This is a genomic window from Ancylomarina euxina (assembly GCF_003863355.1).
In the GTDB taxonomy this organism is placed as follows: Bacteria; Bacteroidota; Bacteroidia; order Bacteroidales; family Marinifilaceae; genus Ancylomarina; species Ancylomarina euxinus.
The window spans coordinates 123696-146850 of the sequence record NZ_QQWG01000009.1 but is presented as its reverse complement, the minus strand read 5'-3'; the positions used below and the strand labels follow the sequence as shown (position 1 = coordinate 146850).

15 protein-coding genes and 4 tRNA genes are annotated in these 23155 nt (G+C 36.6%); 14 read left to right on the top strand and 5 right to left on the bottom strand.

Features of this window, described 5'->3' with window-relative positions; genetic code table 11:
* Positions 1-46: 46 nt before the first annotated feature.
* Positions 47-2215, top strand: coding sequence for a S46 family peptidase (locus DWB61_RS10640; protein WP_225423381.1), 2169 nt, complete (start codon positions 47-49; stop codon positions 2213-2215).
* Between the two features lie 304 nt (positions 2216-2519).
* On the opposite strand, the gene DWB61_RS10635 is transcribed toward DWB61_RS10640, so the two are convergent.
* Positions 2520-4796, bottom strand: a complete 2277-nt coding sequence (locus DWB61_RS10635) for a T9SS type B sorting domain-containing protein (RefSeq protein WP_125030891.1) — start codon at positions 4794-4796, stop codon at positions 2520-2522.
* A 273-nt stretch (positions 4797-5069) separates the two neighbouring features.
* Between DWB61_RS10635 and DWB61_RS10630 the strand changes: the two genes are divergently transcribed.
* The 4 genes from DWB61_RS10630 to DWB61_RS10615 are packed head-to-tail and all read left to right on the top strand — an operon-like array spanning position 5070 to position 8477.
* The gene (locus DWB61_RS10630) at positions 5070-6356 is read left to right on the top strand and encodes an ABC transporter substrate-binding protein (protein ID WP_125030890.1); all 1287 of its coding nucleotides are present in this window, start codon (positions 5070-5072) and stop codon (positions 6354-6356) included.
* Positions 6357-6414: 58 nt separating this feature from the next.
* The gene (locus DWB61_RS10625) at positions 6415-7113 is read left to right on the top strand and encodes a GTP-binding protein (protein ID WP_125030889.1); all 699 of its coding nucleotides are present in this window, start codon (positions 6415-6417) and stop codon (positions 7111-7113) included.
* Between the two features lie 39 nt (positions 7114-7152).
* Positions 7153-8181, top strand: coding sequence for an ATP-binding cassette domain-containing protein (locus tag DWB61_RS10620; RefSeq protein WP_156190236.1), 1029 nt, complete (start codon positions 7153-7155; stop codon positions 8179-8181).
* Positions 8182-8234: 53 nt separating this feature from the next.
* Complete coding sequence (locus DWB61_RS10615; RefSeq protein WP_125030888.1) at positions 8235-8477, top strand: hypothetical protein; 243 nt, start codon at positions 8235-8237, stop codon at positions 8475-8477.
* An 88-nt stretch (positions 8478-8565) separates the two neighbouring features.
* On the opposite strand, the gene DWB61_RS10610 is transcribed toward DWB61_RS10615, so the two are convergent.
* From DWB61_RS10610 to purL, 3 genes are all read right to left on the bottom strand, one after another.
* Positions 8566-11436, bottom strand: a complete 2871-nt coding sequence (locus DWB61_RS10610) for a T9SS type A sorting domain-containing protein (protein WP_125030887.1) — start codon at positions 11434-11436, stop codon at positions 8566-8568.
* Between the two features lie 108 nt (positions 11437-11544).
* Positions 11545-11862, bottom strand: coding sequence for a M14 family metallopeptidase (locus DWB61_RS10605; RefSeq protein ID WP_125030886.1), 318 nt, complete (start codon positions 11860-11862; stop codon positions 11545-11547).
* A gap of 210 nt (positions 11863-12072) precedes the next feature.
* The gene (gene purL / locus DWB61_RS10600; protein WP_125030885.1) at positions 12073-15762 is read right to left on the bottom strand and encodes a phosphoribosylformylglycinamidine synthase; all 3690 of its coding nucleotides are present in this window, start codon (positions 15760-15762) and stop codon (positions 12073-12075) included.
* Positions 15763-16443: 681 nt separating this feature from the next.
* Here purL and mce point away from each other — a divergent pair.
* The 9 genes from mce (at position 16444) to DWB61_RS10555 (ending at position 21516) form a co-directional block, all read left to right on the top strand.
* The gene (gene mce, locus DWB61_RS10595; protein WP_125030884.1) at positions 16444-16848 is read left to right on the top strand and encodes a methylmalonyl-CoA epimerase; all 405 of its coding nucleotides are present in this window, start codon (positions 16444-16446) and stop codon (positions 16846-16848) included.
* Between the two features lie 38 nt (positions 16849-16886).
* A complete protein-coding gene (locus DWB61_RS10590; protein WP_125030883.1) occupies positions 16887-18443 on the top strand; it encodes an acyl-CoA carboxylase subunit beta in 1557 nt (518 codons plus the stop codon).
* 13 nt (positions 18444-18456) lie between these two features.
* Entirely contained in the window at positions 18457-18810 is a 354-nt protein-coding gene (locus DWB61_RS10585; protein WP_125030882.1) for an OadG family protein, read from the top strand.
* Positions 18811-18814: 4 nt separating this feature from the next.
* Positions 18815-19234, top strand: a complete 420-nt coding sequence (locus DWB61_RS10580; RefSeq protein WP_125030881.1) for a biotin/lipoyl-containing protein — start codon at positions 18815-18817, stop codon at positions 19232-19234.
* A 25-nt stretch (positions 19235-19259) separates the two neighbouring features.
* Positions 19260-20900, top strand: coding sequence for a sodium ion-translocating decarboxylase subunit beta (locus tag DWB61_RS10575; RefSeq protein ID WP_225423380.1), 1641 nt, complete (start codon positions 19260-19262; stop codon positions 20898-20900).
* Positions 20901-21098: 198 nt separating this feature from the next.
* Positions 21099-21171, top strand: a tRNA-Gly gene (locus DWB61_RS10570).
* A 43-nt stretch (positions 21172-21214) separates the two neighbouring features.
* Positions 21215-21287: transfer RNA gene (locus DWB61_RS10565), tRNA-Gly, on the top strand.
* Between the two features lie 42 nt (positions 21288-21329).
* A tRNA-Gly gene (locus DWB61_RS10560) sits at positions 21330-21402 on the top strand.
* A 41-nt stretch (positions 21403-21443) separates the two neighbouring features.
* Positions 21444-21516: transfer RNA gene (locus tag DWB61_RS10555), tRNA-Gly, on the top strand.
* 157 nt (positions 21517-21673) lie between these two features.
* Here the strand turns inward: DWB61_RS10555 and DWB61_RS10550 are convergent.
* On the bottom strand, positions 21674-22924 hold the full coding sequence (locus DWB61_RS10550) for an aminotransferase class I/II-fold pyridoxal phosphate-dependent enzyme (protein ID WP_125030880.1): 1251 nt from the start codon (positions 22922-22924) through the stop codon (positions 21674-21676).
* Positions 22925-23155: the final 231 nt, after the last annotated feature.

The following is a 23155-nucleotide window of genomic DNA, read 5'->3' as shown; positions in this document are numbered from 1 at the left end:
TAATTAATAATTACAAACAAACTCACAACAAACCATGTTAAAAAAAATGACACTATTCCTGACGGCCGTACTATTATTAGTTGGTAATCAGGTAAAAGCAGATGAGGGAATGTGGATTCCTATGCTTCTGAAAAAGTACAATATTGAAGATATGCAGAAGGCTGGATTTAAGTTGACTGCTGAGGATATTTATGACGTTAATCAGGCTTGCTTGAAAGATGCTGTAATAGGACTTGGACGTGAAGGTAGACCATTTAGTCATTTCTGTACTGGAGAATTGATTTCAGATCAAGGTCTTATTGTAACCAATCATCACTGTGGATATGGTGCTATTCAGGCTCACTCAACATTAGAGAACGACTATCTGAAAGATGGGTTTTGGGCAATGAACAAAGGCGAAGAGTTGGTAAATGAAGGTATTACTGCTTCTTTTCTAGTTCGTATGGCTGATGTAACGGCTGAAGTTCTAAACGGTGTGAATGATGACACGAATGAGGAAGAACGCACTAAAATAATCAAAAAAAATATCAAGCAAATTGAAGTGGATACCGAGAAAGATTCAGAGTACCGTGCTAATGTAAAAGCTTATTTTGCAGGGAACCAATTCTTCCTTTCGGTTTACGAGATATTCAAGGATGTTCGTCTAGTAGGTGCACCTCCATCAGCTATTGGAAAATTTGGTGGTGATACTGACAACTGGATGTGGCCTCGTCATACTGGTGACTTCTCGATGTTCAGAATTTATGCCAATAAGGATAATAAGCCAGCTTCTTTCTCGAAAGAAAATGTGCCTATGAAGCCTAAAACTTCTTTCAAAATTTCTTTGAAAGGTGTGGATGAAGGTGATTTCACAATGGTATTTGGTTACCCTGGAACAACAACTGAGTATTTGACATCTTATGCTCTGGAATTGATGACTCAGGTCGATAACCCTCATAAAATTAAGTTGAGAACGAAGAAGCTTGACTTAATGCGTGCTGATATGGATGCTTCACCAATGGTGAGAATCCAGTACTCTGCGAAATATGCAGGTGTTGCTAACTCGTGGAAAAGATGGCAAGGAGAAATCACAGGTTTGAACCGTTTGAGTGCTATCGCTAAGAAAAAGGAACTTGAAGCGAGATTTGAAGCCTGGGCTAATTCAGATGCTCAGTTGAAAGCTAAATATGCTGGAATTCTTGCTGAGATGAAAGGTATCTACGAAGAAATGACACCATATAGCTTGGCTCGTGATTATGCTCTTGAAGCTGGCTTCTCAGGATCAGAAGTTGTGAAATTTGCAGGTGACTTCAAAAAGCTTGTTTCTTTGGATAAGAAAGAAACTGAAGCAATTGCAAAAGAGGTAAAAGGCTTGCAAAAGAAAGCTGCTGCTTTTTATAAGAACTACAATCAGTCAACCGATCAGAAGTTATTGGAAGCAATGATGGGCATGTATCATGATAATGTTGAAGCTAAATTTTTACCAGAAGAGTTGAAGGTAATCGCTAAAAAATATAAAGGCGACTTTAAAGCTTACGCGAAAAAAGCAATGGCTAAGTCAGTATTGGCAAATCAAGACCAACTTGAGAATCTATTGGCTAATTACAAGCCATCGAATGCGAAGAAAATTGCAAAAGATCCTGCTTATGTTTTAGCAATGAGTATTGATGATCTATATAAGCTTATAATTAGTCCTAAGTATTCTGAGTTATCGAATAAGGTGAATAAATTGCAACGTACTTATTTGGCTGGTTTAATGGCTATGGAGTCGGATAAGGTTTTCTACGCTGATGCTAACTCAACTTTCCGAGTTCACTTTGGTAAAGTTGCAGGTTACAAGGCTCGCAATGCAGTAAATTACGATCACTATACAACTCTTGAAGGTATTATTGAGAAGGATAATCCAAACATCTTCGATTACGATGTGCCTCAAAAGTTAAGAGATTTGTATGCGACTAAAGATTATGGTCGTTATGGACAAAATGGACAAATGAATGTTTGTTTTGCAGCAACGAATCATACTACAGGTGGTAACTCTGGTTCTCCAGTATTGAATGCAAATGGTGAGTTAATCGGATTGAACTTTGATCGTGCATGGGAAGGTGTGATGTCTGATTTAATGTATGATGCTACAATCTGTAGAAACGTATCATTGGATATTCGTTACGTGTTATTTATCGTTGATAAATTTGCAGGTGCAGGGTATTTACTTGACGAAATGAATATTGTGGAGTAATCCCAATTTGAATTTATAATGAAGGCTGTTGGAGTGATCCAACAGCCTTTGTTTTTGATCTAACTTAAAGCTTGAACTTACATCATTTAAAGAATGGATTTACGGAAACTGAGAACTGCTATGATCGTTAATCTAATTCCAATACCTAGATGTACAAGTACATTAGGAATAAGATCGATAATAGGAAGATGTCTCCAGAAAATATCGAATTCAACGAATTGTTTTACTATGGAAAATTCCAATGCAAATAATCGGTAAAGGGAAGAAATATAAGAGTGAAATATTATTCTAATATGGGTGGTAATTATTTAAGAAGAGCAAATTTACCAGTCTTTGTTCTAATAACACCATTGGTGTAGGTGATATCTAAATTGTAATAGTAGCTATCCATGTCTTGAAAATGACCATTGTGAGTCCCATCCCATCCCTGATTAACATCAGATGTTTCAAACACTTTTTTACCACTTCGATTGTATATCGTGAGCTTGATTTTATTGATATCAGTGCCGCGTACAAAAAGCAAATCATTATGGCTATCTCCATTGGGAGAGAATGCTTTGGGTAAGCCAACAAAGGGGTAATCGTTTAAGAATTTCACATAAATGGAGTCGCGTGCAGAACATTGAGCTTCATCAATAACTTCTAACCAGTATGTACCTGTCTTTTCTATGGTAATCGATTTTGTGATTTCACCAGTAGACCAGTTGTAGCTTACCTTATCAACATTAGCTATTAACTCTTGTTCGAGATTTGGAGAATCAATAATGTCTTCGCCTAGATTTACGATAGGAAGTGGTAGAATTGTGATATGAATTTGAGCACTTTCAGTATTACCTAAGTTATCTGTTACTTCTAATGTGTAATCACCATCTTCTTTCAAATAAATTTCAGCTTCAGTATGATTTAGATCGATCCAATTATAGATCAAAGGAGCTATAGGATGACCAATTATCTCAGGAATAATCAGAATCGAGTCTCCCTGGCAAATCGATTTGTCTTCTCCCAATTCTACTCTAAACTTTTCTCCATCCCGATAGTCAACAAAAATGGTATCAGCATTCGCACAACCGTATTCATCTATAACGTTTACCCAAAAATCACCTCCAGAGTTCACCGTGATTACCTGACTTGTTTCAAGTGTATTCCACCTGTAACTTGCACCTGCATTTTGAGCATCGAGTTGTTTTGATTCTCCATCCCAAAGAATGAAATCAACTCCTAAATCAACTATGGGTTTTGAATGGTAATAAATTTGAGAACTGGCTGTTTGAGAGTATCCATTGGGGTCAGTAGCAGTGAGTGTATATATACCTTCACTACTGATCTCTATTTCTCTTTTAGTTGAACCTGTGCTCCATAAATAGGTGTAGGTTTGATTAATATCCATATAAGGGCTCAAAGTCATTGTTTCTTGAGCGCACATATGTATAATATTCGGTAGACTTAGGGTGAAAAACGAAGACTGATCTTTAACCGTGAATGATTTAGAATTGCTACATCCATATTCAGAAGTAATCATAACTGAATAATCGCCAGGGCTTGCAATTTCAATTTCACTTGTTGTTTCTCCTGTTGACCAAAGGTAAGTGCATCCTTCCTTTTGAATGTTGACTTGAATTGGAGCACCATCCATCATAATAATGTCAGCAATATCTATTTCTGGTGCATTATGGACTGTAACTATAATTTGATCAGTTATTTTTTGATTGTCCTTAAGATCGGTAACGGTTAATTCGTATTCTCCTGATTGATTAACTTCAATGGTTTCGGTTGTTTCACCCGTTTCCCAAAGGTAGGAATAGTCTGATTTAAGATTGATAGTTGGGCTTATAGTAATGGCATCACCTGAACAGATGTTTTTATCCTCGCCTAAATCAAGACTAAATTCACTTTTAAGCTCAATATCACTATAGATTGTATCGCTATTACAACCAAAACCAGTCTTTTCAATCGATTTGAAAGTCGTAATCCCAGCTTCTGCCTGCCACTTTACTCTAAAATTGATGTACTTGTAGGCATCAATAATTTCGGTTTGATAATTTATCTGATTTGCTCCGGCTGGTAGTTCTCCAGTATACGTGGAGTTCATTCCGATTATGACCGTGTAATCATATTCAGAACTTGTTTTGATTTTACTCTCATAGGCTTGTACACTGGGGATGGTTAAAGGATAGACCGTTATATCTCTTGTTCGATCATCAGTTGAAATGTCAAGTTGAGTTCCATCTTCCAACCATGCCTTTTCAATAGTTATACTGAAGGTCTTTAGTTTTTGGCTATCATTTCTAAAACTAATCTCAAAATCGAATGTGTCTGTGTTTATGCCCATGCTTCCATTCATATTCTCAGCAGGTCCTCCATTTACAGAATATGAGGCAAACCAAGTTTTATCAGTAGGACCTGATATTTCTAAAGATGAAGTTTGTAGAGAAGTGATAATTCCATTGTTTAAGGGGCAAAGGGTCTTATTCGAATTATTGATGAATGCCACAACCGGATCTTGCGAGTAAACATGCGAAAAGATACTGAGTAATAGTGTGATACTCAGTATTCTGATCGCTATGTTTGCTGTTGACCTCATAAGTAATTGAATTTATTTTGACCAATGAAATCTGACTATGATATATATAGTTGCTCTAAAGATACAAAATAATTAGCCTTTATCTAAGTAAAAAACGTGTTCGTCAGGCTTATGTGGTTATTTATCATTAGTTAATAGAAGACTTAAAAGAAATGGAAATGAGAGTAGTTGATTGTTTTTTAGAAAAAAAACGTTTAGTGTAACATTGGTTACATTTTAAAACTTGACTCAAGCGTACATTTGCAATAGAAAATTAAATAAAAGCTCACTGATATGGAGAATCAATATTTTAAGAATACCGATAGTTTACTAGATATTTGTACACGTTTCCCTGAAACAATTAAGATTTTTGTTTCAAATGGATTCAAACAGCTCGAAGATCCTAAGAAAATAGAACTTTTCGGTAAATCTTTAAGCTTGGAGATGGCTTTGAAGATGAAAAAGTTAAATGTTGACGCTTTTGCTTCTTTGTTAGTTGAGGGTATTGATTTGACAAGAAATCAGGTTGATGCAGATCTAAACCAGAAACCTACTAGTACGGACGTTGATGCCATTCATGTTCAAGGATTATTACCTTGTCCAGTTCGTGTGCCCTTGGTTGAAGGTATTGATGCTTTTATTGAAGAATATAAGAAAGAGAATAATCGTGAAATCGTATATGATCTAAAGGCTGCTTCAATGGGACTTGATTGGTTAATGGGTGATGTGATTAATGAAGATAATCCAGATAAGTTAGCTGATATCTTTATTTCTGCGGGATTCGATTTATTCTTTGACGAAAAGTTGATGGGGAAATTCAAAAAGCGTGGTGTATTTGCTGACAGTACAGGATTCGATCGTTTGAATAAGGATTTTGACAATGAAGATATCTGCTTGAAAGATCCTGAAGGACATTACTCTATGATTGGTGTTGTGCCAGCCGTATTCCTTGTAAATACTGATGAATTAGGTGATAGAGCAGTGCCACGCACTTGGGCTGATTTATTCAAGCCTGAATTTAAAAATAGTGTGAGTCTTCCAATTAGTGATTTCGACTTGTTCAACTCTATGTTACTTCACATCTATAAAGCTTATGGTGAAGAGGGTGTGAAAGGTTTAGGAGAATGTTTATTGGAAAGTATGCACCCATCTCAAATGGTGAAATCGCATACCAAAAAGAAAAATCGTCCAGCAATAACCATCATGCCTTATTTCTTTACCAAGATGATAAAAGAGGGTGGAAGTATGCTTGCAGTTTGGCCTGAGGATGGTGCTATTATTAGTCCTATTTTCATGTTAACTAAAAAAGATAAATTGGAGAAAACTCAGGATGTGATTGATTTCTTTGCTTCAAAAGCTGTTGGTGAAATTCTTTCACATCAAGGACTGTTCCCAAGTATAAATCCTGAAGTTGATAATAGACTTCCAAAGGAAAATAAATTTATGTGGTTGGGTTGGGATTATATCAACTCAAACAATATTGGAGAGTTAATCGTTAAGTGTGAAGGTATATTCAATAAAGCAATAAAGGATAACAGCTTTAAAAATATAGGCCCTTTAAGTTTTACGCCACAATCTTAATTTAGCAAGCTATCAAGCTTGTATTAACTCATAATTTTAACAGATATAACCTTAAGATATGAATCTAGTTACTGTATCAGGACCTCCTTCATCAGGGAAAACAGCCGTTATTTTAAAGACAATTGACTCCGTTCAAAAGCGTGGTTTAAAAGTTGGTGTTGTAAAATTCGATTGTTTGTATACTGATGATGACATCCTTTATGAAAAAGCAGGCGTAAAAGTGAAAAAAGGGCTTTCCGGTTCACTTTGCCCTGACCATTATTTCGTGAGTAATATCGAAGAGGTGACTCAGTGGGGTTTGAAAGAAGGTTTGGATCTTTTGATTACAGAGAGTGCTGGATTGTGTAACCGTTGCTCTCCATATATTAAGACTGTAACTGCCGTGTGTGTTATCGATAATTTGAGTGGTATTAATACACCAAAGAAGATTGGACCAATGCTTAAAACAGCTGACATTGTAATCATCACAAAAGGTGATATTGTTTCTCAAGCTGAACGTGAGGTATTTGCTTCAAGAGTAAATACGGTGAATCCAGGTGCTACTATAATGCACGTGAATGGATTAACAGGACAAGGTGCATACGAGTTAAGTACTCTTTTATATGATGATAAAGTTGAAGTTAAAACACTTGTTGGAGAAAAATTGAGATTCTCAATGCCATCTGCTCTTTGTTCATATTGTTTGGGTGAAACCCGAATAGGAGAATCTTATCAAATGGGTAATGTTCGAAAAATTGACTTAGGTGATAAGAAGTAGATTATTGACAATTACGATTAATCAATTTAGATTTAGAAGATGATTACAATTAACGATATACAGAGCAAAACTCTTACCGATTTATTTGAGAAATATCCTTTTTTACCTGGTTTTTTCGAAGAGCACACATTGGAATTGAATGGGAATTTAGATATTAAACTGGTCAATTACCTGGATTTCCTAGATGAAGAGGAAGAGCAAGAAAATAGGGCTATGGATAAGTCACAGGTTCTAGGATCAATGTGTACTTATATCGATCAGATGCTCGCATTTTTAGGTGAAGATGAGGATGATGGTGTTCATAGTATTACATTATTACCAGGAACAAATAAGTCTGGTGAAGCTGAACAGTTTGGTGAATTAACAATTAAAAAGAGCGAAATTGTTTGTATTGTAGGACCTACTGGTTCAGGTAAGAGTCGTTTATTGGCGGATATTGAATGGGTTGCTCAGGGGGATACGCCAACTTCACGTTCAGTACTTATCAATGGAGAAGCTGGCGATTCAAAATGGCGTTTGAATTCGGGTAACAAGTTGGTTGCTCAATTGTCACAGAATATGAACTTTGTGATGGACTTAACGGTTTATGAATTTATCGAGTTACATGCACAGTCTCGTTTGGTAGAGGATATCGAAAGTGTGATTAATAAAATTTTTGCACAAGCAAACGATTTGGCTGGAGAGAAGTTTGAATTATCGACTCCTATTACAAGTTTAAGTGGGGGACAGTCAAGAGCATTAATGATTGCAGATACGGCTATTCTTAGTAAATCACCTATTGTCTTAATTGATGAAATTGAGAATGCAGGTATCGATAGAAAACGAGCTTTGGATTTGTTGGTAGGTGAAGAAAAGATTGTTTTGATGGCAACACATGATCCAATTTTGGCACTTATGGGCGATAAACGTATCGTTATTAAAAATGGTGGAATTCACAAAGTGATTGAAACTAGTGATGAGGAACAAAACTTATTGAGTGATCTTGAAAGAATGGATTCTGTTGTTCAAAAAATGAGAAACAGATTACGTCAAGGTGAGATTATTAAAAAAGAAGATATTGGTTTTTAGATTACCTTTTAAATAAAAATAGAATTACGAACTAACACTAAAATATAGATATTATGCATGACGGATGCGCAGGAAGTTTCGAAAATGGTCAACAAGTAGTTGATAAGGTTAGAATGATGGGATTTGCAGAGCAGTTGATGCCAATGCCACTAGATATTGAATGTCATGGTTGTAAAGAACCTTTTACCATGGAAGAATTCGAAGGACATTGTCCTAAATGTGATATGGTTCACGGTGTAACACCTTGTCATGCTTTCGACCCAAACAACATTATGGCTGCAGGTATTGGCTATTAATATTTGGTTTTAAGCCTTTAAGGGATAAAGTAAAAAAGACCTAAAAGCATTGAGCTTTTAGGTCTTTTTAGTTAAAGGGTTTGGTAGCTTATTTCACAAGAAGTTTTCCCTTGTATATTTTTTCACCTTCAAGATTGATAAGGTGAATACCAGGTTTTAACTGTTCACGGTTTATCAATACATTATTATTAGTAATGTTTTCAATAATACGAACAACGCGACCAGAAGCATCAACAACAATTAATCTATAACTTTCATTATTTTGATTAGGAAAAGCAATGCGACTTTCATTAACCATAGGATTAGGATAAATACTAAGTTTGGCATTAGTTTCGTCTAAATCATCAATACTCACAAGTGGGCCTGCAGGGTCAATAGTTGGCTCTCCAGGTGTAATATTTGCGTGGAAAATACCATTACCGTGAGTTCCTACTACGATAAAACCATCTTTACGGGTTTTCACCATATCAACGACAGTATTCCCGATTTTATCAGTCGAAACTTGAGTCCATTGTGTATTCGGATTAAGATCAGTTGCCTTATACAAGCCAATACTTGTTGCTGCAAAGTAGATCGGTCCATTTTCAGCGTTTACAACGTTGATGTATCTAACTGAAGGTCCAATATTCTTTGTTTCTTTTGTTATTTCAAGGTTTCCTGAAACATCAGTCCATGTTTCACCGGCATCTTTCGAAAAGAATATACTAGCTACTTCATAGTTTGAAAAAGTTGCATAGACATGGCTAGCATTAGCAGGGTTAACCTCAATACTGCTTACATAACCTTCTGGCATGAAAGAAGCAGTGATTTCTTTAGTTACCGTTTGACTTGAGTGCGAGTTAATAATTTTATAGATCTTTCCTTCAGAAGTTCCAAAATACAATAAGTTAGCAGGAAGGATCGATGACTTTATTGCAGAGATTTTACCAGTAACATTAGTTCCTTCAATTTTTACCCATCCTTCAGTAGCTGCATAATTTGAAAATCTATCGATTTCATAAATATCATTATTTCTCCAAATATCAGTTCCTCCTGCATAAAACATAATTCTCTCGTTGTTGCCATCAATTTCATATGGGTTGATAAACAATACATTGTCTGAGTTTACACCTTCGGGATCAACTCTTGTCCACTCCCATTCCTTACTATCGGTATTGTATGCATTTAAATAGATACGACCTTTTTGTGAAGACGTGATGTAACCATTTAAACTGTTGTGCATACTACAATAAGAGCCATCACCACTTCCGAGTTGAATCCAACCTTTTTTATGAATTCCATTGTCCTCTCTATAAGTGTACCAAGTTCCATTGTCTTGAAAGCCTGTTAATATTTCGTAAGATGTTTCATCTTTAGCATCAATTCCAACTGTGTAGGCTTGAGTTGTCAAGTAGCCATTATTCAAAGAAACCCAATCTACCGGTTTAACTGATGGATGTTCGGGATCGTCTTCTTGTCCAGAGTCCTCAGTTTGCTTGTAATTACTGGTTTTACTGATACCACCATCATGACCACTTAATAGTGTTTTCCCATCGTTAAAGAAAGCTAAGGCGTGTTGGTCCGGATGTTGGTTGTCATATTGACTGACATTGTTCTCAGTAGCATATCCTCCTATCCAATAGGTTTTAGATTTGTTAGTAGGATCATCCTTGCCTGTTTTAACCGGATTAGCATTCGTTGCAAAGCCATCGTCACTACGGTAAAGATTGGTTCCTCCAATAAAGACCATATTTTCATCATCTGGAGCCACTTTGATGACCATATTGTAAGAGCCTTGTGATCGGTATCCCGCTACATCGTCTTCTCCTTGTGCAGGAAGATTGAGTGAACGATCTTCCCATGTATATGTATCACCATCTACTGCTAATTTCCAAATACTATGTCCTTCAAAACCTGCATTGGGTGTTTCAGAAAGGAAATAAAGAATATTCTCATTACTTGGAGCATAAGCTAAAACAATACGTGCAAAATTAGTAGGGAAGTTGTCTGGTGTTATTTTTGTCCAATCACCTGTGTTTCCAGTTACTGATTTAAATATACCATTTACAGTTCCTCCACTACTTAATGTTGCATATTTAACACCTGAAGGAGTACAAAGTATATCAGTAGTTGAAGCCCATTTATCATCGTTAGTAGGCTTACTTGTTAAAACTGTTGTTGCAACTTCACCGACATCGGTTAATCGCCAAATCTTACCATAGGTTGCTAGGTAGACGTCACCGTTTAAAGGATCAACACATATATTCCAACAGATATCGATTGTTTCTGTGAAAATAGGTGTATCATCAGTATCCGTTGCTGCAATTTTAGCCCAAGTTTTTCCACCATCGATAGATTTGAATACCCCAGCCCCTGAATAAAAGGCTCCAATAGCACCAGCTGATCCAGAATATTCACCAGTCGCATAATACCAAATATTGGTGTGCCCTTCACGAGGATCTTGAGTTACAGCTGTTACACTTTGATGCTCTGTTGTGCTTGTCGTTTTTGTCCAACTTTCACCTCCATCTTCTGAGCGCCACATTCCACCCGTAACACCACCAGCTAATATTATGTTATCATTCGTCACATCAATGGCAAGTGCTCTTGTTCTTCCACCTACATTGTATGGTCCTGTTTGTTTCCAATCAATATTTTGTGATTTAGTTCTGGATATGAATTGACTTTTATTATCTGATAGAAATTTTAATTCTCTTTCACGAAAGTTAGTTGGAAGTTCTCCTGTTTTGGGATCTTGAGTTATTAATTTTTCAAACATTATTCGTTCGTGTGGTGCATCTTTGACACGAATGATTCCTTTGCGTTTGTCTGCTTTTTTAGCCATTCTCACGTGGTTCACACCAGGTGCAGTAAGCTTTTTGTAGGTGTTTTCATTAATAACAATATTTTTTGTTTGTGCTAATCCGGATAAGGAGCAAACTACAAAAAATGCTGTACCTAAAAGTAGATGTTTTGCCATTCTTTTTTTTTGTTAGTTAGTGGTTAGTAGGTCTAAATGATTTTCTTGTAACAGACTAATACGTTTAATTTCTAGCTTATGCTGAAGTTCAGCAATTGGATTGTGTTATTACTTTATTTCCCTAATTACTTTTAAATTACTTTTATTATTACCTATAGTTTGTGTTTCCTTAAAAAGGAAACTGCGAGTTGAATTCACTTCTAGTTTAAAGTCATGTTTGCTTTCAAAGGATACTTCTTTTCCTTTTGAATACACTCCAATTATTCCAGCACCAGAACCTAATGTTTTTTCTACAGTTGAAATTATTTCATTATAACTATCATGAGGAATAATATTTATTATTTTTATGTTTAACGCAAGTGTTCCAGGTGAGAATTTGGGCTTATTGATTGAAACCTCTTTATTAACTTGAGCAGAATCTGACACGGATTTCTTATGTGTGTGTTTATTGTTAGCACATGAGAATGTGATAGATAGGATTGATATGAGTAGTGCAAAGTGCTTCATCGTATTGTTCGGTTTGGTTAGTTTGAAGCACAAGATATTAAAAATAATCTAAATTGAATCTTTTTATTGTAAATGAAAAAACCCTCTTGCCTAATAGGAAAGAGGGTTTTTAAATATGTGGATATTTAATTATTTATGTTTTGCAATCCATTTTCTTGCGTTAACAAAAGCTTCAATCCAAGGACTTAATTCATCCTCTAATCTGTTTTCATTGTAGTAAGCCCAATTCCAAGGGTAAGTTGCACGCTCCAAGTGAGGCATCATAGCTAAATGACGACCATCTTCGGAACAGATTGCTGCCGTTTCGAATGGAGATCCATTTGGATTAGCAGGATAATCTTTAAAACTGTACTTCATTGGAATCTGGTATTTGTCTTCACCATAAGGTAAGTTGAATTTACCTTCACCGTGAGCAACCCAAATACCTAAACGGCTACCAGCAAGTGTTGATAGCATGACTGAATCGTTAGCCTGAACATCAACATTCACAAAACCCGACTCGAATTTATGAGATTCATTATGAATTAGTTTAGGATGTTGATCGTGCTCAGGGTATATTAAACCTAGTTCAGAGATTAACTGACAACCGTTACAAACACCTAAACTAAGCGTATCTTCTCGTTTATAGAAGTCTTCAAGCGCTTTTTTAGCTTTATCATTATATAGGAATGCTCCAGCCCAACCTTTTGCCGAACCTAATACATCAGAGTTAGAGAAACCTCCAACAAAAACAATCATGTTAACATCAGAGAAATCTGAACGGCCAGAGATAAGATCTGTCATATGAATATCCTTCACATCCATGCCAGCTAGATGCATCATCCAAGCCATCTCTCTATCGCCATTCACACCTTTTTCACGAATGATAGCGGCTTTGATACCCGATTTGGTTTGACGCTTTGGATCGATACCATATTGCGCAAATTTACCAGTGAAATTCTCAGGGAATTTGTAGCTTAAGCTATTTTCTTTATATGATTTGAATCGCTCTAAGGCTAGATCTTTACCAGACTGACTACGATCTAATAAGTAGGATGTTTTGTACCAAAGATCACGTAATGATGCCACATCAAGAGATAAGTTTTTATCTGCTTGGGTGATTGTCATTTTGCCAGCTTCAGATGGACTTCCAATATTATGGAAAATGATTCCTGCTTCAGTAAGAGTTTTGCTTACAGAATCGAAGTCTTCTACCTGAATGATAACACTAGGATTCTCGCTAAATAGAACTTTGATTAAGTCTGATTCTTGAATTGTATCAAGATTAATTGAAGCGCCAAGTTTGTTATCCGCAAAACACATCTCAAGTAAGGCAGTAATCATACCACCAGAAGAGATATCGTGACCAGCTAGAATTTTTCTGTCCAGAATCAGTTGCTGAAGAGTTTCAAATGTCTTAGCAAAATATTTAGCGTCGTTTACATTAGGTGTTGTTTTACCTAGTTTGTTAACGATTTGAGCGAAACTACTGCCTCCTAGTTGGAAATCATCTTTTGAGAAATCGATATGTAATAGGTGTGAGTTAGCTACATTTTTCATCACTGGGCTAACCATACGATTGATGTCAATAATTTCACCTACAGTTGAAATAATTACTGTTCCTGGTGCATAAACCACATCATCCTGACCATATTTTTGAGTCATTGATAATGAATCTTTACCAGTAGGAACATTTAGTCCAAGTTCAATGGCAAACTCACTAATTGATTCAACAGCTTTGTAAAGACGAGCATCTTCACCTTTATTTTTACATGGCCACATCCAGTTAGCTGAAAGCGAAACACCTTTAATACCTTGCTCAATTGGAGCCCAAACTAAGTTGGTTAAAGATTCTGCAATTGAAAGACGTGAACCATTTGCTGAGTCAACAAGAGCTGAAACAGGAGCGTGACCAATTGAAGTTGCGATACCTTTTTCGCCTTGGAAATCCAAAGCAACAGCTCCAAGATTATTCAATGGTAATTGAAGAGGTCCAGCGCATTGCTGCATGGCAATTTTACCCGTTACAGAACGGTCGACCTTGTTAGTTAACCAGTCTTTACATGCAACTGATTCCAACTGAAGAACTTCTTCTAGGTAATCTTCAAGTTTGTCAACTTCGTATGAAACATCTTCGAAAGATTCGATTACAGTTTCATCAGTCATGACGGTTTTGGGTGGTTTACCAAACATTTCAGAAAGAGCTAAATCGATAGGATTTTCCCCAGTCTTTTTATCTTCAAAAGTAAAACGCATGTCTCCAGTTGTTTCACCAATTTCGTATATTGGAGCTCGTTCACGATCAGCAATACGAGTTAAAAGAGCAACGTCATCTTTACCAATAACCAATCCCATTCTTTCCTGAGACTCATTACCAACAATCTCTTTTGCTGATAGTGTTGGATCACCAACAGGAAGAGCGTTAAGATCAATTTTTCCACCAGTTTCTTCAACTAATTCAGATAGACAGTTCAAGTGACCACCAGCACCATGATCATGGATAGAGATGATTGGATTATTGTCTGATTCTGCCATGGCTCTAATGGCATTACAAACTCTTTTTTGCATTTCAGGATTAGAACGTTGAACCGCATTTAACTCAATAGAGTTGGCATATTCTCCAGTTGCAACTGAAGAAACAGCAGAACCACCCATCCCAATTCTGTAGTTGTCACCACCTAAAAGAATTACTTTGTCGCCTTTATTAGGGACATCTTTCTGAGCTTGCTCTAATCGGCCATATCCAACTCCGCCTGCTTGCATGATGACCTTATCGTAACCGTATTTTTTGTTGTTTTCGAAATGCTCGAAAGTCATTACCGAGCCACAAATTAATGGCTGACCGAATTTGTTTCCGAAATCACTTGCACCATTTGAAGCTTTGATAAGGATTTCTTCTGGAGTCTGGTATAACCATTTACGAGGATCCGTCGCGTTTTCCCAATTCCTTGTCGCTTCAAGTCTAGGATATGCTGTCATATATACAGCTGTTCCTGCCATTGGTAAAGACGCTTTCCCGCCCGCAATACGGTCTCTAATCTCACCACCAGTCCCGGTTGCAGCACCATTAAATGGTTCAACCGTTGTAGGGAAGTTGTGAGTTTCTGCCTTTAATGAGATGACAGTGTCAATATCTTTAGTGTAGAAAAAATCTGCTTTGTCGTGAGAAGCAGGAGCAAACTGTTCAACTCTTGGACCTTTTACAAAAGCGCAATTGTCTTTGTAAGCTGATACAATACGGTTGTGATTCTTTTTTGAGGTTTCTTTAATTAATTGGAAAAGAGAAGATTCTTTTTCCTCGCCATCAATTATGAAAGTACCATTGAATATTTTGTGGCGGCAGTGTTCTGAGTTTACTTGAGAAAAACCGAAAACTTCTGAATCGGTTAATTTACGCTCAATCTTTTTTTCAACCTCTTCAAGGTAGCTTATTTCTTCATCGTTCAGGGCCAGACCTTCTTGCTTGTTGTATGCTCTAATATCTTCGATGTAAAGAATAGGATCAGCTTGCTTTTCGATGGTGAAAATTTCTTGATCTAAATTTTCATATGAGCTTTGAAGCATAGGATCGAACAGAGGATATTCAGTATCAACTTGTATGAATTCTTCTATACGAAGGATTCCATTTAATCCCATGTTTTGAGTAATCTCAACAGCATTTGTACTCCAAGGTGTAATCATCTCTTTACGAGGACCTACAAACTTACCTGTTAATGTTGGTGTAGTTAGGACTTCAGCATCGCTAAATAGCCAAGATAATTTAGCTGTGTCAATTGCATTTAATTCGAGAGAACAATGTACTCCGTAATGAACTTTACCTTTTTTAAAGAATAGTATCATCTTAAATTTTTTATAAAATTGGTTGAAAGCAGATTTCGGTGCAAATATAGTTAAAGAGTTTGATTTTGTTGAGCCGAGATTACGGAATTTCAATGTTTTTAATGCTGATGATCTTGTCAAACAGTCTTCTTTTTTAGTGGTAAAGAATATTTTATTGATTGATTTGATTTTTAGGGTAGAACGGTAGTCAATAGCTTATTTGTTTTGCTCGTGTTGTAAAGAGGTATTAAATTGCGTTGTAAAGAAATGCCAACGAATATTAAATTCAACTTTATTTTGAGATCTTTTCGGTGGAATTTGACGTTTTTGAGATTCGCTTTTTTTTGAAATATGACTGAGTAATAAAAAAAGATTGTTTTAAAACAGTTCAGTTTGTGCTGAGCAAACTATTTTTTTTTTCAAAAAAAGGTAAAAACCGTCTTCATTTGTTTTGTCGAAAATTAAGAATAGTGCAAAGGTTTTCGAATATGCTGAATTTGAAGCAAGTTTGAGTCTTTTTGCTGGAGTTTTTAAATGTGTTTCTATTCTGTAATAGTCTTTGTATCAGAAGGGAGTGGGTGAATTTAACTTGCTGATTTGAACATGTTGAAGAACAAGTTTAATAATCAGTGAAAACGTTGATTATCGTTTTTCCTTTCAATATTTTTGTCACCAAATTATTCAATCAAAATATACTTAGTTATGAAACCGACACATATTGAGCACATCGGGATTGCTGTTAAAAGCCTAGAAGAAGCTATTCCTTTTTACGAGAAAGTATTAGGATTAGAGTGTTATGCTATTGAAGAAGTAGTTGATCAGAAAGTGAAAACTGCATTTTTCAAAGTTGGAGATGTGAAAATAGAATTGCTTGAGTCTACTGATCCAGAAGGACCAATTGGGAAGTTTGTGGAGAAAACAGGTGGCGGAATGCATCATTTAGCTTTTGCTGTTGAAGATGTTCAAGAAGCATTGAATGATGCTGCAGAGGCGGGCTGCCAACTAATTGACAAGACTCCTCGTGGAGGTGCTGAAGGTTTGAAAATTGGTTTTATGCACCCGAAGTCAACACAGAGAGTTTTGACTGAACTTTGTGGTAATAAATAAGAATACTCAATTATAATATATTATAACTAATAGAAGTTATGGCTAGTCAGGATAAAATTAAGAAGTTAATTGACTTAAGAGCTGAAGCTAAACTTGGCGGAGGTGAGAAGCGTATCGAATCTCAGCACAAGAAAGGTAAATACACTGCTCGTGAAAGAATCGACATGCTTTTGGATGAAGGTAGTTTCGAGGAATTCGATATGTTTGTGACACATCGTTGTACCAATTTTGGTATGGAGAAAACTAAATTCTTAGGCGATGGTGTTGTTACAGGTCAAGGAACTGTAGATGGACGTTTAATTTTTGTATTCTCTCAGGATTTTACTGTATTTGGTGGTTCTCTATCTGAAACTTTTGCACAGAAGATTTGCAAAGTGATGGATATGGCAATGAAAGTTGGTGCACCTTGTATTGGATTGAATGATTCAGGTGGAGCTCGTATTCAGGAGGGTGTAACAGCTCTAGCTGGTTATGCTGAGATTTTCCAGAGAAACATTATGGCGTCTGGAGTTATTCCTCAGATTTCTGCAATTTTTGGTCCTTGTGCTGGTGGAGCCGTTTATTCTCCAGCATTAACTGACTTTATCATGATGACTGAAGAAAAGTCATACATGTTTGTTACTGGTCCTAAGGTTGTGAAAACTGTGACTGGTGAAGATATTACAACTGAAGCTTTGGGTGGAGCACATATGCACGCTTCAAAATCAGGTGTTTCTCACTTCAAATTGGAAGACGAAGAAGAAGGTATCATGATTATTCGTAAGCTTTTATCTTTCATGCCTTCGAATAACCTTGAAGAGGCACCACTTATTGAGTGTACTGATCCTTTCGATAGATTGGAGGATGCATTGAACGAGATTGTACCTGAGAATCCTAACATGCCTTATGACATGAAGGATGTCATTTATTCTATTGTTGATGATGCTGAATTTTTAGAGATCCACCGTCACTATGCAAAGAATATTCTTGTAGGTTTCTCTCGTATGGGAGGTCAATCTATTGGTATTGTTGCTAATCAACCTAATTTCTTAGCGGGTGTTCTCGATATTGAATCATCAAGAAAAGCGGCTCGTTTCATTCGTTTCTGCGACTGTTTCAATATTCCAATTCTTACTTTAGTTGATGTTCCTGGATTTCTTCCTGGTTCAAGTCAAGAGTTTGGTGGTATCATTACTCATGGTGCTAAATTAATGTTTGCTTATGGCGAAGCTACTGTTCCTAAAGTAACTATTACTTTAAGAAAATCATATGGTGGTGCTCATGATGTAATGTCTTGTAAGCAACTAAGAGGTGATCTTAACTACGCTTGGCCTTCAGCTGAGATCGCGGTTATGGGTGCTAAAGGTGCTATCGAGGTTTTACATGGTAGAAAAATGATGGAGCTTAGCGATGATGAGAAAATTAAATTCATCAACGAGCAAGAGATTGAGTATAACGAGAAATTTGCTAATCCATACAATGCAGCTTCATATGGTTACATTGATGATGTAATTGAACCTCGTAACACACGTTTCAGAGTAATTCGTGCATTCCAGTCGTTACAGACTAAGAAGCAATCTAATCCTCCTAAGAAGCATTCAAACATTCCATTGTAAAAAATAATAAACTATGAGTTATATCAATTTATTATCGATTGGAAGCCAGGGAGGATGGACAATTGCCTTGGTTGGATACGGCATCGTGTTTGTCGCATTGGTATCCCTGGTTATTGTTTTTGTAAATCTTCCTAAGCTTTTACAAATCAAGCTTAGATCGAAGCTTAAAAAGCAAGGTAAACCTACTGCTAATATTGGGGAATTGGATATCGAAGGTAGTGTAAATGCAGCTATTGCAATGGCTCTGTTTATGCATTTCGATCAGATTCACGATGAGGAAAGCAACATTATTACCATTAAAAAAGTTACTAAGAATTATTCTCCATGGAGTTCTAAGATTTATGGAGTAATGAATCAACCAAGATAAGACGATGAAAAAGTTCAAATTTACAATACGCGGACAAGAATTCGATGTTGATATCAAAGAGATCGAAGGTGCAAACGCTCAAGTTGAAGTAAACGGTACTGTTTACGATGTTGAGATCGAAGCTAAAGAGAAAGTAAGCAAAACTCCTCAATTGATTCGTAAGCCTGTTATTAATAAACCAGGTGAGGGTCAGATTAAGAAGTCAGCTGGTGCTGTGAGTGTTAAGGCGCCACTTCCTGGAACCATCATCAAAATTGGTGTTGCTGTTGGCGACGCAATTAATGTTGGTGATACTCTACTTGTAATGGAAGCCATGAAAATGGAAAATAACGTATTAGCTGAAAAAGCAGGTACTGTTAAAACTATTAAGGTAAATGTAGGTGATAGTGTCCTTCAGGATGATGTACTTATTGAGTTAGCGTAAATCAATTTAAGTCAAATTTAACGTAATGAGAAATCTCTATAAAATGATATTCTCACTTGTTTTGATGTTAGGGATGTGTTTTTCATCCCTGGCTCAAAATACTGGGGCTATTGAAAAACAATTAACCGAGGGGAAATGGATTAATCATCAAGATGGTTATATTCCTAATGCTCTGGGTTTATCGGATAAGACGGTTAAAAGGTATAAGATTTTTGAATTTAAAGAAGAGAATAAAGCCTTTTCAATGGATTCAATCAAGCAACGTTTTACAGGACATTGGACTGTTGAGGGGAATAATGTAATCTTGACCTTTAATCCAAAGAATGTAGAACGATTAAGTAAGAATACCAATCCGAATTCAGGATCTGGATCATATTGGGTAACTTCTGAAATATTGGATTTAGGTACTCGTGTAGGAACTATTTCTAACGATGTTATTAAATTTGGAAACAATAGCGACTACGATTGCAGTCACGAATCGAGTGCGGTTGTTGGTTTGAGAAATTTTTGGGAATTTACAGGATTTTCTAATGTAACTCCAGGTCACCTATTGATGATGCTTATTGGTATCTTCTTTATTTTTCTAGCTATTAAATACGATTACGAGCCTCTATTGCTTATTCCTATCGGAACAGGTATTTTAATTGGTAATATCCCAATGTTTCAGGCGGTTGATTTCAACCTAAAGCTAGGTATTTATGAGCCTGGATCGGTAATGAGTTATCTGTATTCTGGTGTATTACAAGGTTGGTATCCTCCTTTGATTTTCTTAGGGATTGGAGCAATGACTGACTTCTCATCTTTGATTTCGAATCCTCGATTGATGATTTTAGGAGCAGCAGCTCAGATAGGTATCTTCGTTACTTTTCTTGGTGCACTTTGGTTGGGTTTTGCTCCACCAGAAGCTGGTGCAATTGGAATCATTGGTGGTGCTGATGGCCCTACGGCTATTTTCCTATCGTCTAAATTGGCTAATGGTGTGAACGTTATGGCTAATGGGGTTACGGTTAAGAATCTGATCGGTCCTATTGCGATTGCGGCTTATTCATATATGGCTTTGGTTCCTGTGATTCAGCCTCCAATCATTAACTTGTTGACCACTAAGAAAGAGCGATCAATTAAGATGAAGCCTCCTCGTGCGGTATCTCGTCTTGAAAAAATCATGTTCCCGATTATTGCATTATTGTTAACAGCATATATTTCGCCTACATCTGTACCTTTGTTGGGTATGTTATTCTTTGGTAATTTACTGAAAGAATCAACAGTAACAGGTCGATTGGCTGAAACGGCTAGTAATGCATTAATTAACATTATTACTATTCTTTTAGGTATATCTGTGGGAGCTTCAACTCAAGCAGATGTCTTTTTGACAAAGGATTCAATGTTAATCTTCGGACTTGGAGCTGCTTCCTTTATAGTTGCAACAGCAGGTGGAGTTATCTTTGGTAAGGTTATGAATTTGGTTTCTCCAAAAGATCGACCTATTAATCCTATGATTGGTGCCGCTGGAGTTTCAGCTGTTCCTGATAGTGCTCGTGTAGTACAAGTTATGGGATTAGAGAATGACCCTACAAATCACTTGTTGATGCATGCAATGGCACCAAACGTTTCTGGTGTAATTGGTTCAGCCGTAGCTGCAGGTATCTTATTGAGTTTCTTAATGTAAGACTTGTTCTACATTTTGATAGATATATTCAAAAACACCTCTGAATTTCAGAGGTGTTTTTTTATTGTCATTTTTCGATTTAAAAACTTGCTGAAACGCTGAGAATGCCTATATTTGCATCGCAATTGACAAGGATAAGACTCTAAGATTATTCTTGATTCAAGTTTCTCAATAACAATTGAGAATAAAGCATAAAATGCGAGAATAGCTCAGTTGGTAGAGCACAACCTTGCCAAGGTTGGGGTCGCGAGTTCGAGTCTCGTTTCTCGCTCAAATCAGTTTTTCTTTTCTGATTAAATTAAAAAAAAAGAAATGCGAGAATAGCTCAGTTGGTAGAGCACAACCTTGCCAAGGTTGGGGTCGCGAGTTCGAGTCTCGTTTCTCGCTCAAATCAGTTTTTCTTTTCTGATTAAATTAAAAAAAAGAAATGCGAGAATAGCTCAGTTGGTAGAGCACAACCTTGCCAAGGTTGGGGTCGCGAGTTCGAGTCTCGTTTCTCGCTCGGTCAGTTTTTCTTTTCTGATTAAATAAAAAAAAGAAATTGCGAGAATAGCTCAGTTGGTAGAGCACAACCTTGCCAAGGTTGGGGTCGCGAGTTCGAGTCTCGTTTCTCGCTCAGAAAATTCATTTAGAATTTAATGCGTATAAAAATATTAGGATTGTTTCTTCGGAATTGATCCTATTTTTTTTGCCTAAATTTTATAGGAAGATGAGTTTTAAACAAAAAAAAGCGATACCTGATGGTATCGCTTTTACTTATATCAATGGTGTGCTTATTGCTTGAAGATATCAGCAAATTTTTCGTTGCTATATTTTCCTTCTTTCAATTTTGTAGCGACATCTTTAAATGCGTTAACAGTGTACTCAACATCTTCAAGAGTATGAGTTGCTGTCGGGATCAAACGAAGTAGTAATTGTCCTTTAGGAATTACAGGATACACAACGATAGAACAGAAAATATTATAATTTTCTCTAAGATCCATAGTTACCTGAGTACCTTCAGCAACGCTACCAGAAAGATAAACTGGAGTAACTGGAGATTGAGTACATCCAATTTCCAAACCAGCTTCAGTTAAACCTTTTTGAAGAGCATTTGAAATGGTGAACAGTTGCTCACGAAGCTCTGGTTTAGTTCTAAGTAACTCTAAACGTTTGATAGATCCTTCAACGATTGGCATAGGAAGTGACTTCGCAAAAGTTTGTGAACGCATGTTGTAGCGTAAGTAGCCACAAACATCTTCATCACAAGCAACGAATGCACCAATTCCAGCCATAGCTTTAGCGAAAGTACCGAAAAGAACATCGACACCATCTTGAACACCGAAATGCTCAGGAGCACCAGCACCTGTAGGACCCATTACACCGAAACCATGAGCATCGTCAACTAATAAACGGAAGTTGAATTCTTCCTTCATTGCAACAATCTCGTCCAATTTACCTAGATCGCCAGCCATACCGAACACACCTTCAGTGATAACTAAGATACCACCACCTGTGTTTTCAGCCCACTTAGTAGCACGCTCAAGCTGCTTGTGAAGGTTTTCCATATCGTTATGAGGGTAAACGAAACGTTTCCCTTGGTGAAGTCTTAAACCATCCATGATACATGCATGTGACTCTGAGTCATAAACGATAACATCATGACGATTAACTAAAGCGTCGATGATTGAAAGCATACCTTGGTAACCAAAGTTCAAAAGGAAAGCATCTGGTTTACCAACAAAATCAGCAAGCTGAGCTTCTAATTCTTCGTGACGACTAGTTTGCCCAGACATCATACGAGCTCCCATTGGATAGGCTAGTCCCCATTTTTCAGCTGATTCAGCATCGGCTTTTCTTACTTCTGGGTGATTTGCTAGTCCAATGTAGTTATTCAAACTCCATGTTAAAACTTCTTTCCCTCTAAATGTCATTCTAGAGTTAATTTCGCCTTCTAGTTTTGGGAATGCGAAGTAGCCATGAGCTTGCTTTGCGTATTGTCCAATATTCCCTTTTTGGTTGTTAACTTTGTCAAAAATATCCACGTTATATGTTTTTTTGAGTTTTCAAATATTCTGAATGGAGTTATGGAATTCAGAACGGAAAATTTCTCGAAATGGATTCATAACTGTGCAAAAGTAACATTTTATAAAAATATATCAAGCGATAGATACAGTAGATTTTACTCTCTATTTAATAATAAATGATATGACGCTGAGAACACTATGTTTATAGCCTTCTTTACTTATTGTGTTACAGAACAAGTATTGGTTTAA

Coding starts and splice junctions, on each gene's coding strand:
- DWB61_RS10610 (WP_125030887.1), bottom strand. CDS start 11,436: ATGGCAAAACATCTACTTTTAGGTACAGCATTTTTTGTAGTTTGCTCC.
- DWB61_RS10620 (WP_156190236.1), top strand. CDS start 7,153: ATGATTACAATTAACGATATACAGAGCAAAACTCTTACCGATTTATTT.
- DWB61_RS10635 (WP_125030891.1), bottom strand. CDS start 4,796: ATGAGGTCAACAGCAAACATAGCGATCAGAATACTGAGTATCACACTA.
- mce (WP_125030884.1), top strand. CDS start 16,444: ATGAAACCGACACATATTGAGCACATCGGGATTGCTGTTAAAAGCCTA.
- DWB61_RS10615 (WP_125030888.1), top strand. CDS start 8,235: ATGCATGACGGATGCGCAGGAAGTTTCGAAAATGGTCAACAAGTAGTT.
- DWB61_RS10580 (WP_125030881.1), top strand. CDS start 18,815: ATGAAAAAGTTCAAATTTACAATACGCGGACAAGAATTCGATGTTGAT.
- DWB61_RS10640 (WP_225423381.1), top strand. CDS start 47: ATGACACTATTCCTGACGGCCGTACTATTATTAGTTGGTAATCAGGTA.
- DWB61_RS10625 (WP_125030889.1), top strand. CDS start 6,415: ATGAATCTAGTTACTGTATCAGGACCTCCTTCATCAGGGAAAACAGCC.
- DWB61_RS10575 (WP_225423380.1), top strand. CDS start 19,260: ATGAGAAATCTCTATAAAATGATATTCTCACTTGTTTTGATGTTAGGG.
- purL (WP_125030885.1), bottom strand. CDS start 15,762: ATGATACTATTCTTTAAAAAAGGTAAAGTTCATTACGGAGTACATTGT.
- DWB61_RS10590 (WP_125030883.1), top strand. CDS start 16,887: ATGGCTAGTCAGGATAAAATTAAGAAGTTAATTGACTTAAGAGCTGAA.
- DWB61_RS10585 (WP_125030882.1), top strand. CDS start 18,457: ATGAGTTATATCAATTTATTATCGATTGGAAGCCAGGGAGGATGGACA.
- DWB61_RS10630 (WP_125030890.1), top strand. CDS start 5,070: ATGGAGAATCAATATTTTAAGAATACCGATAGTTTACTAGATATTTGT.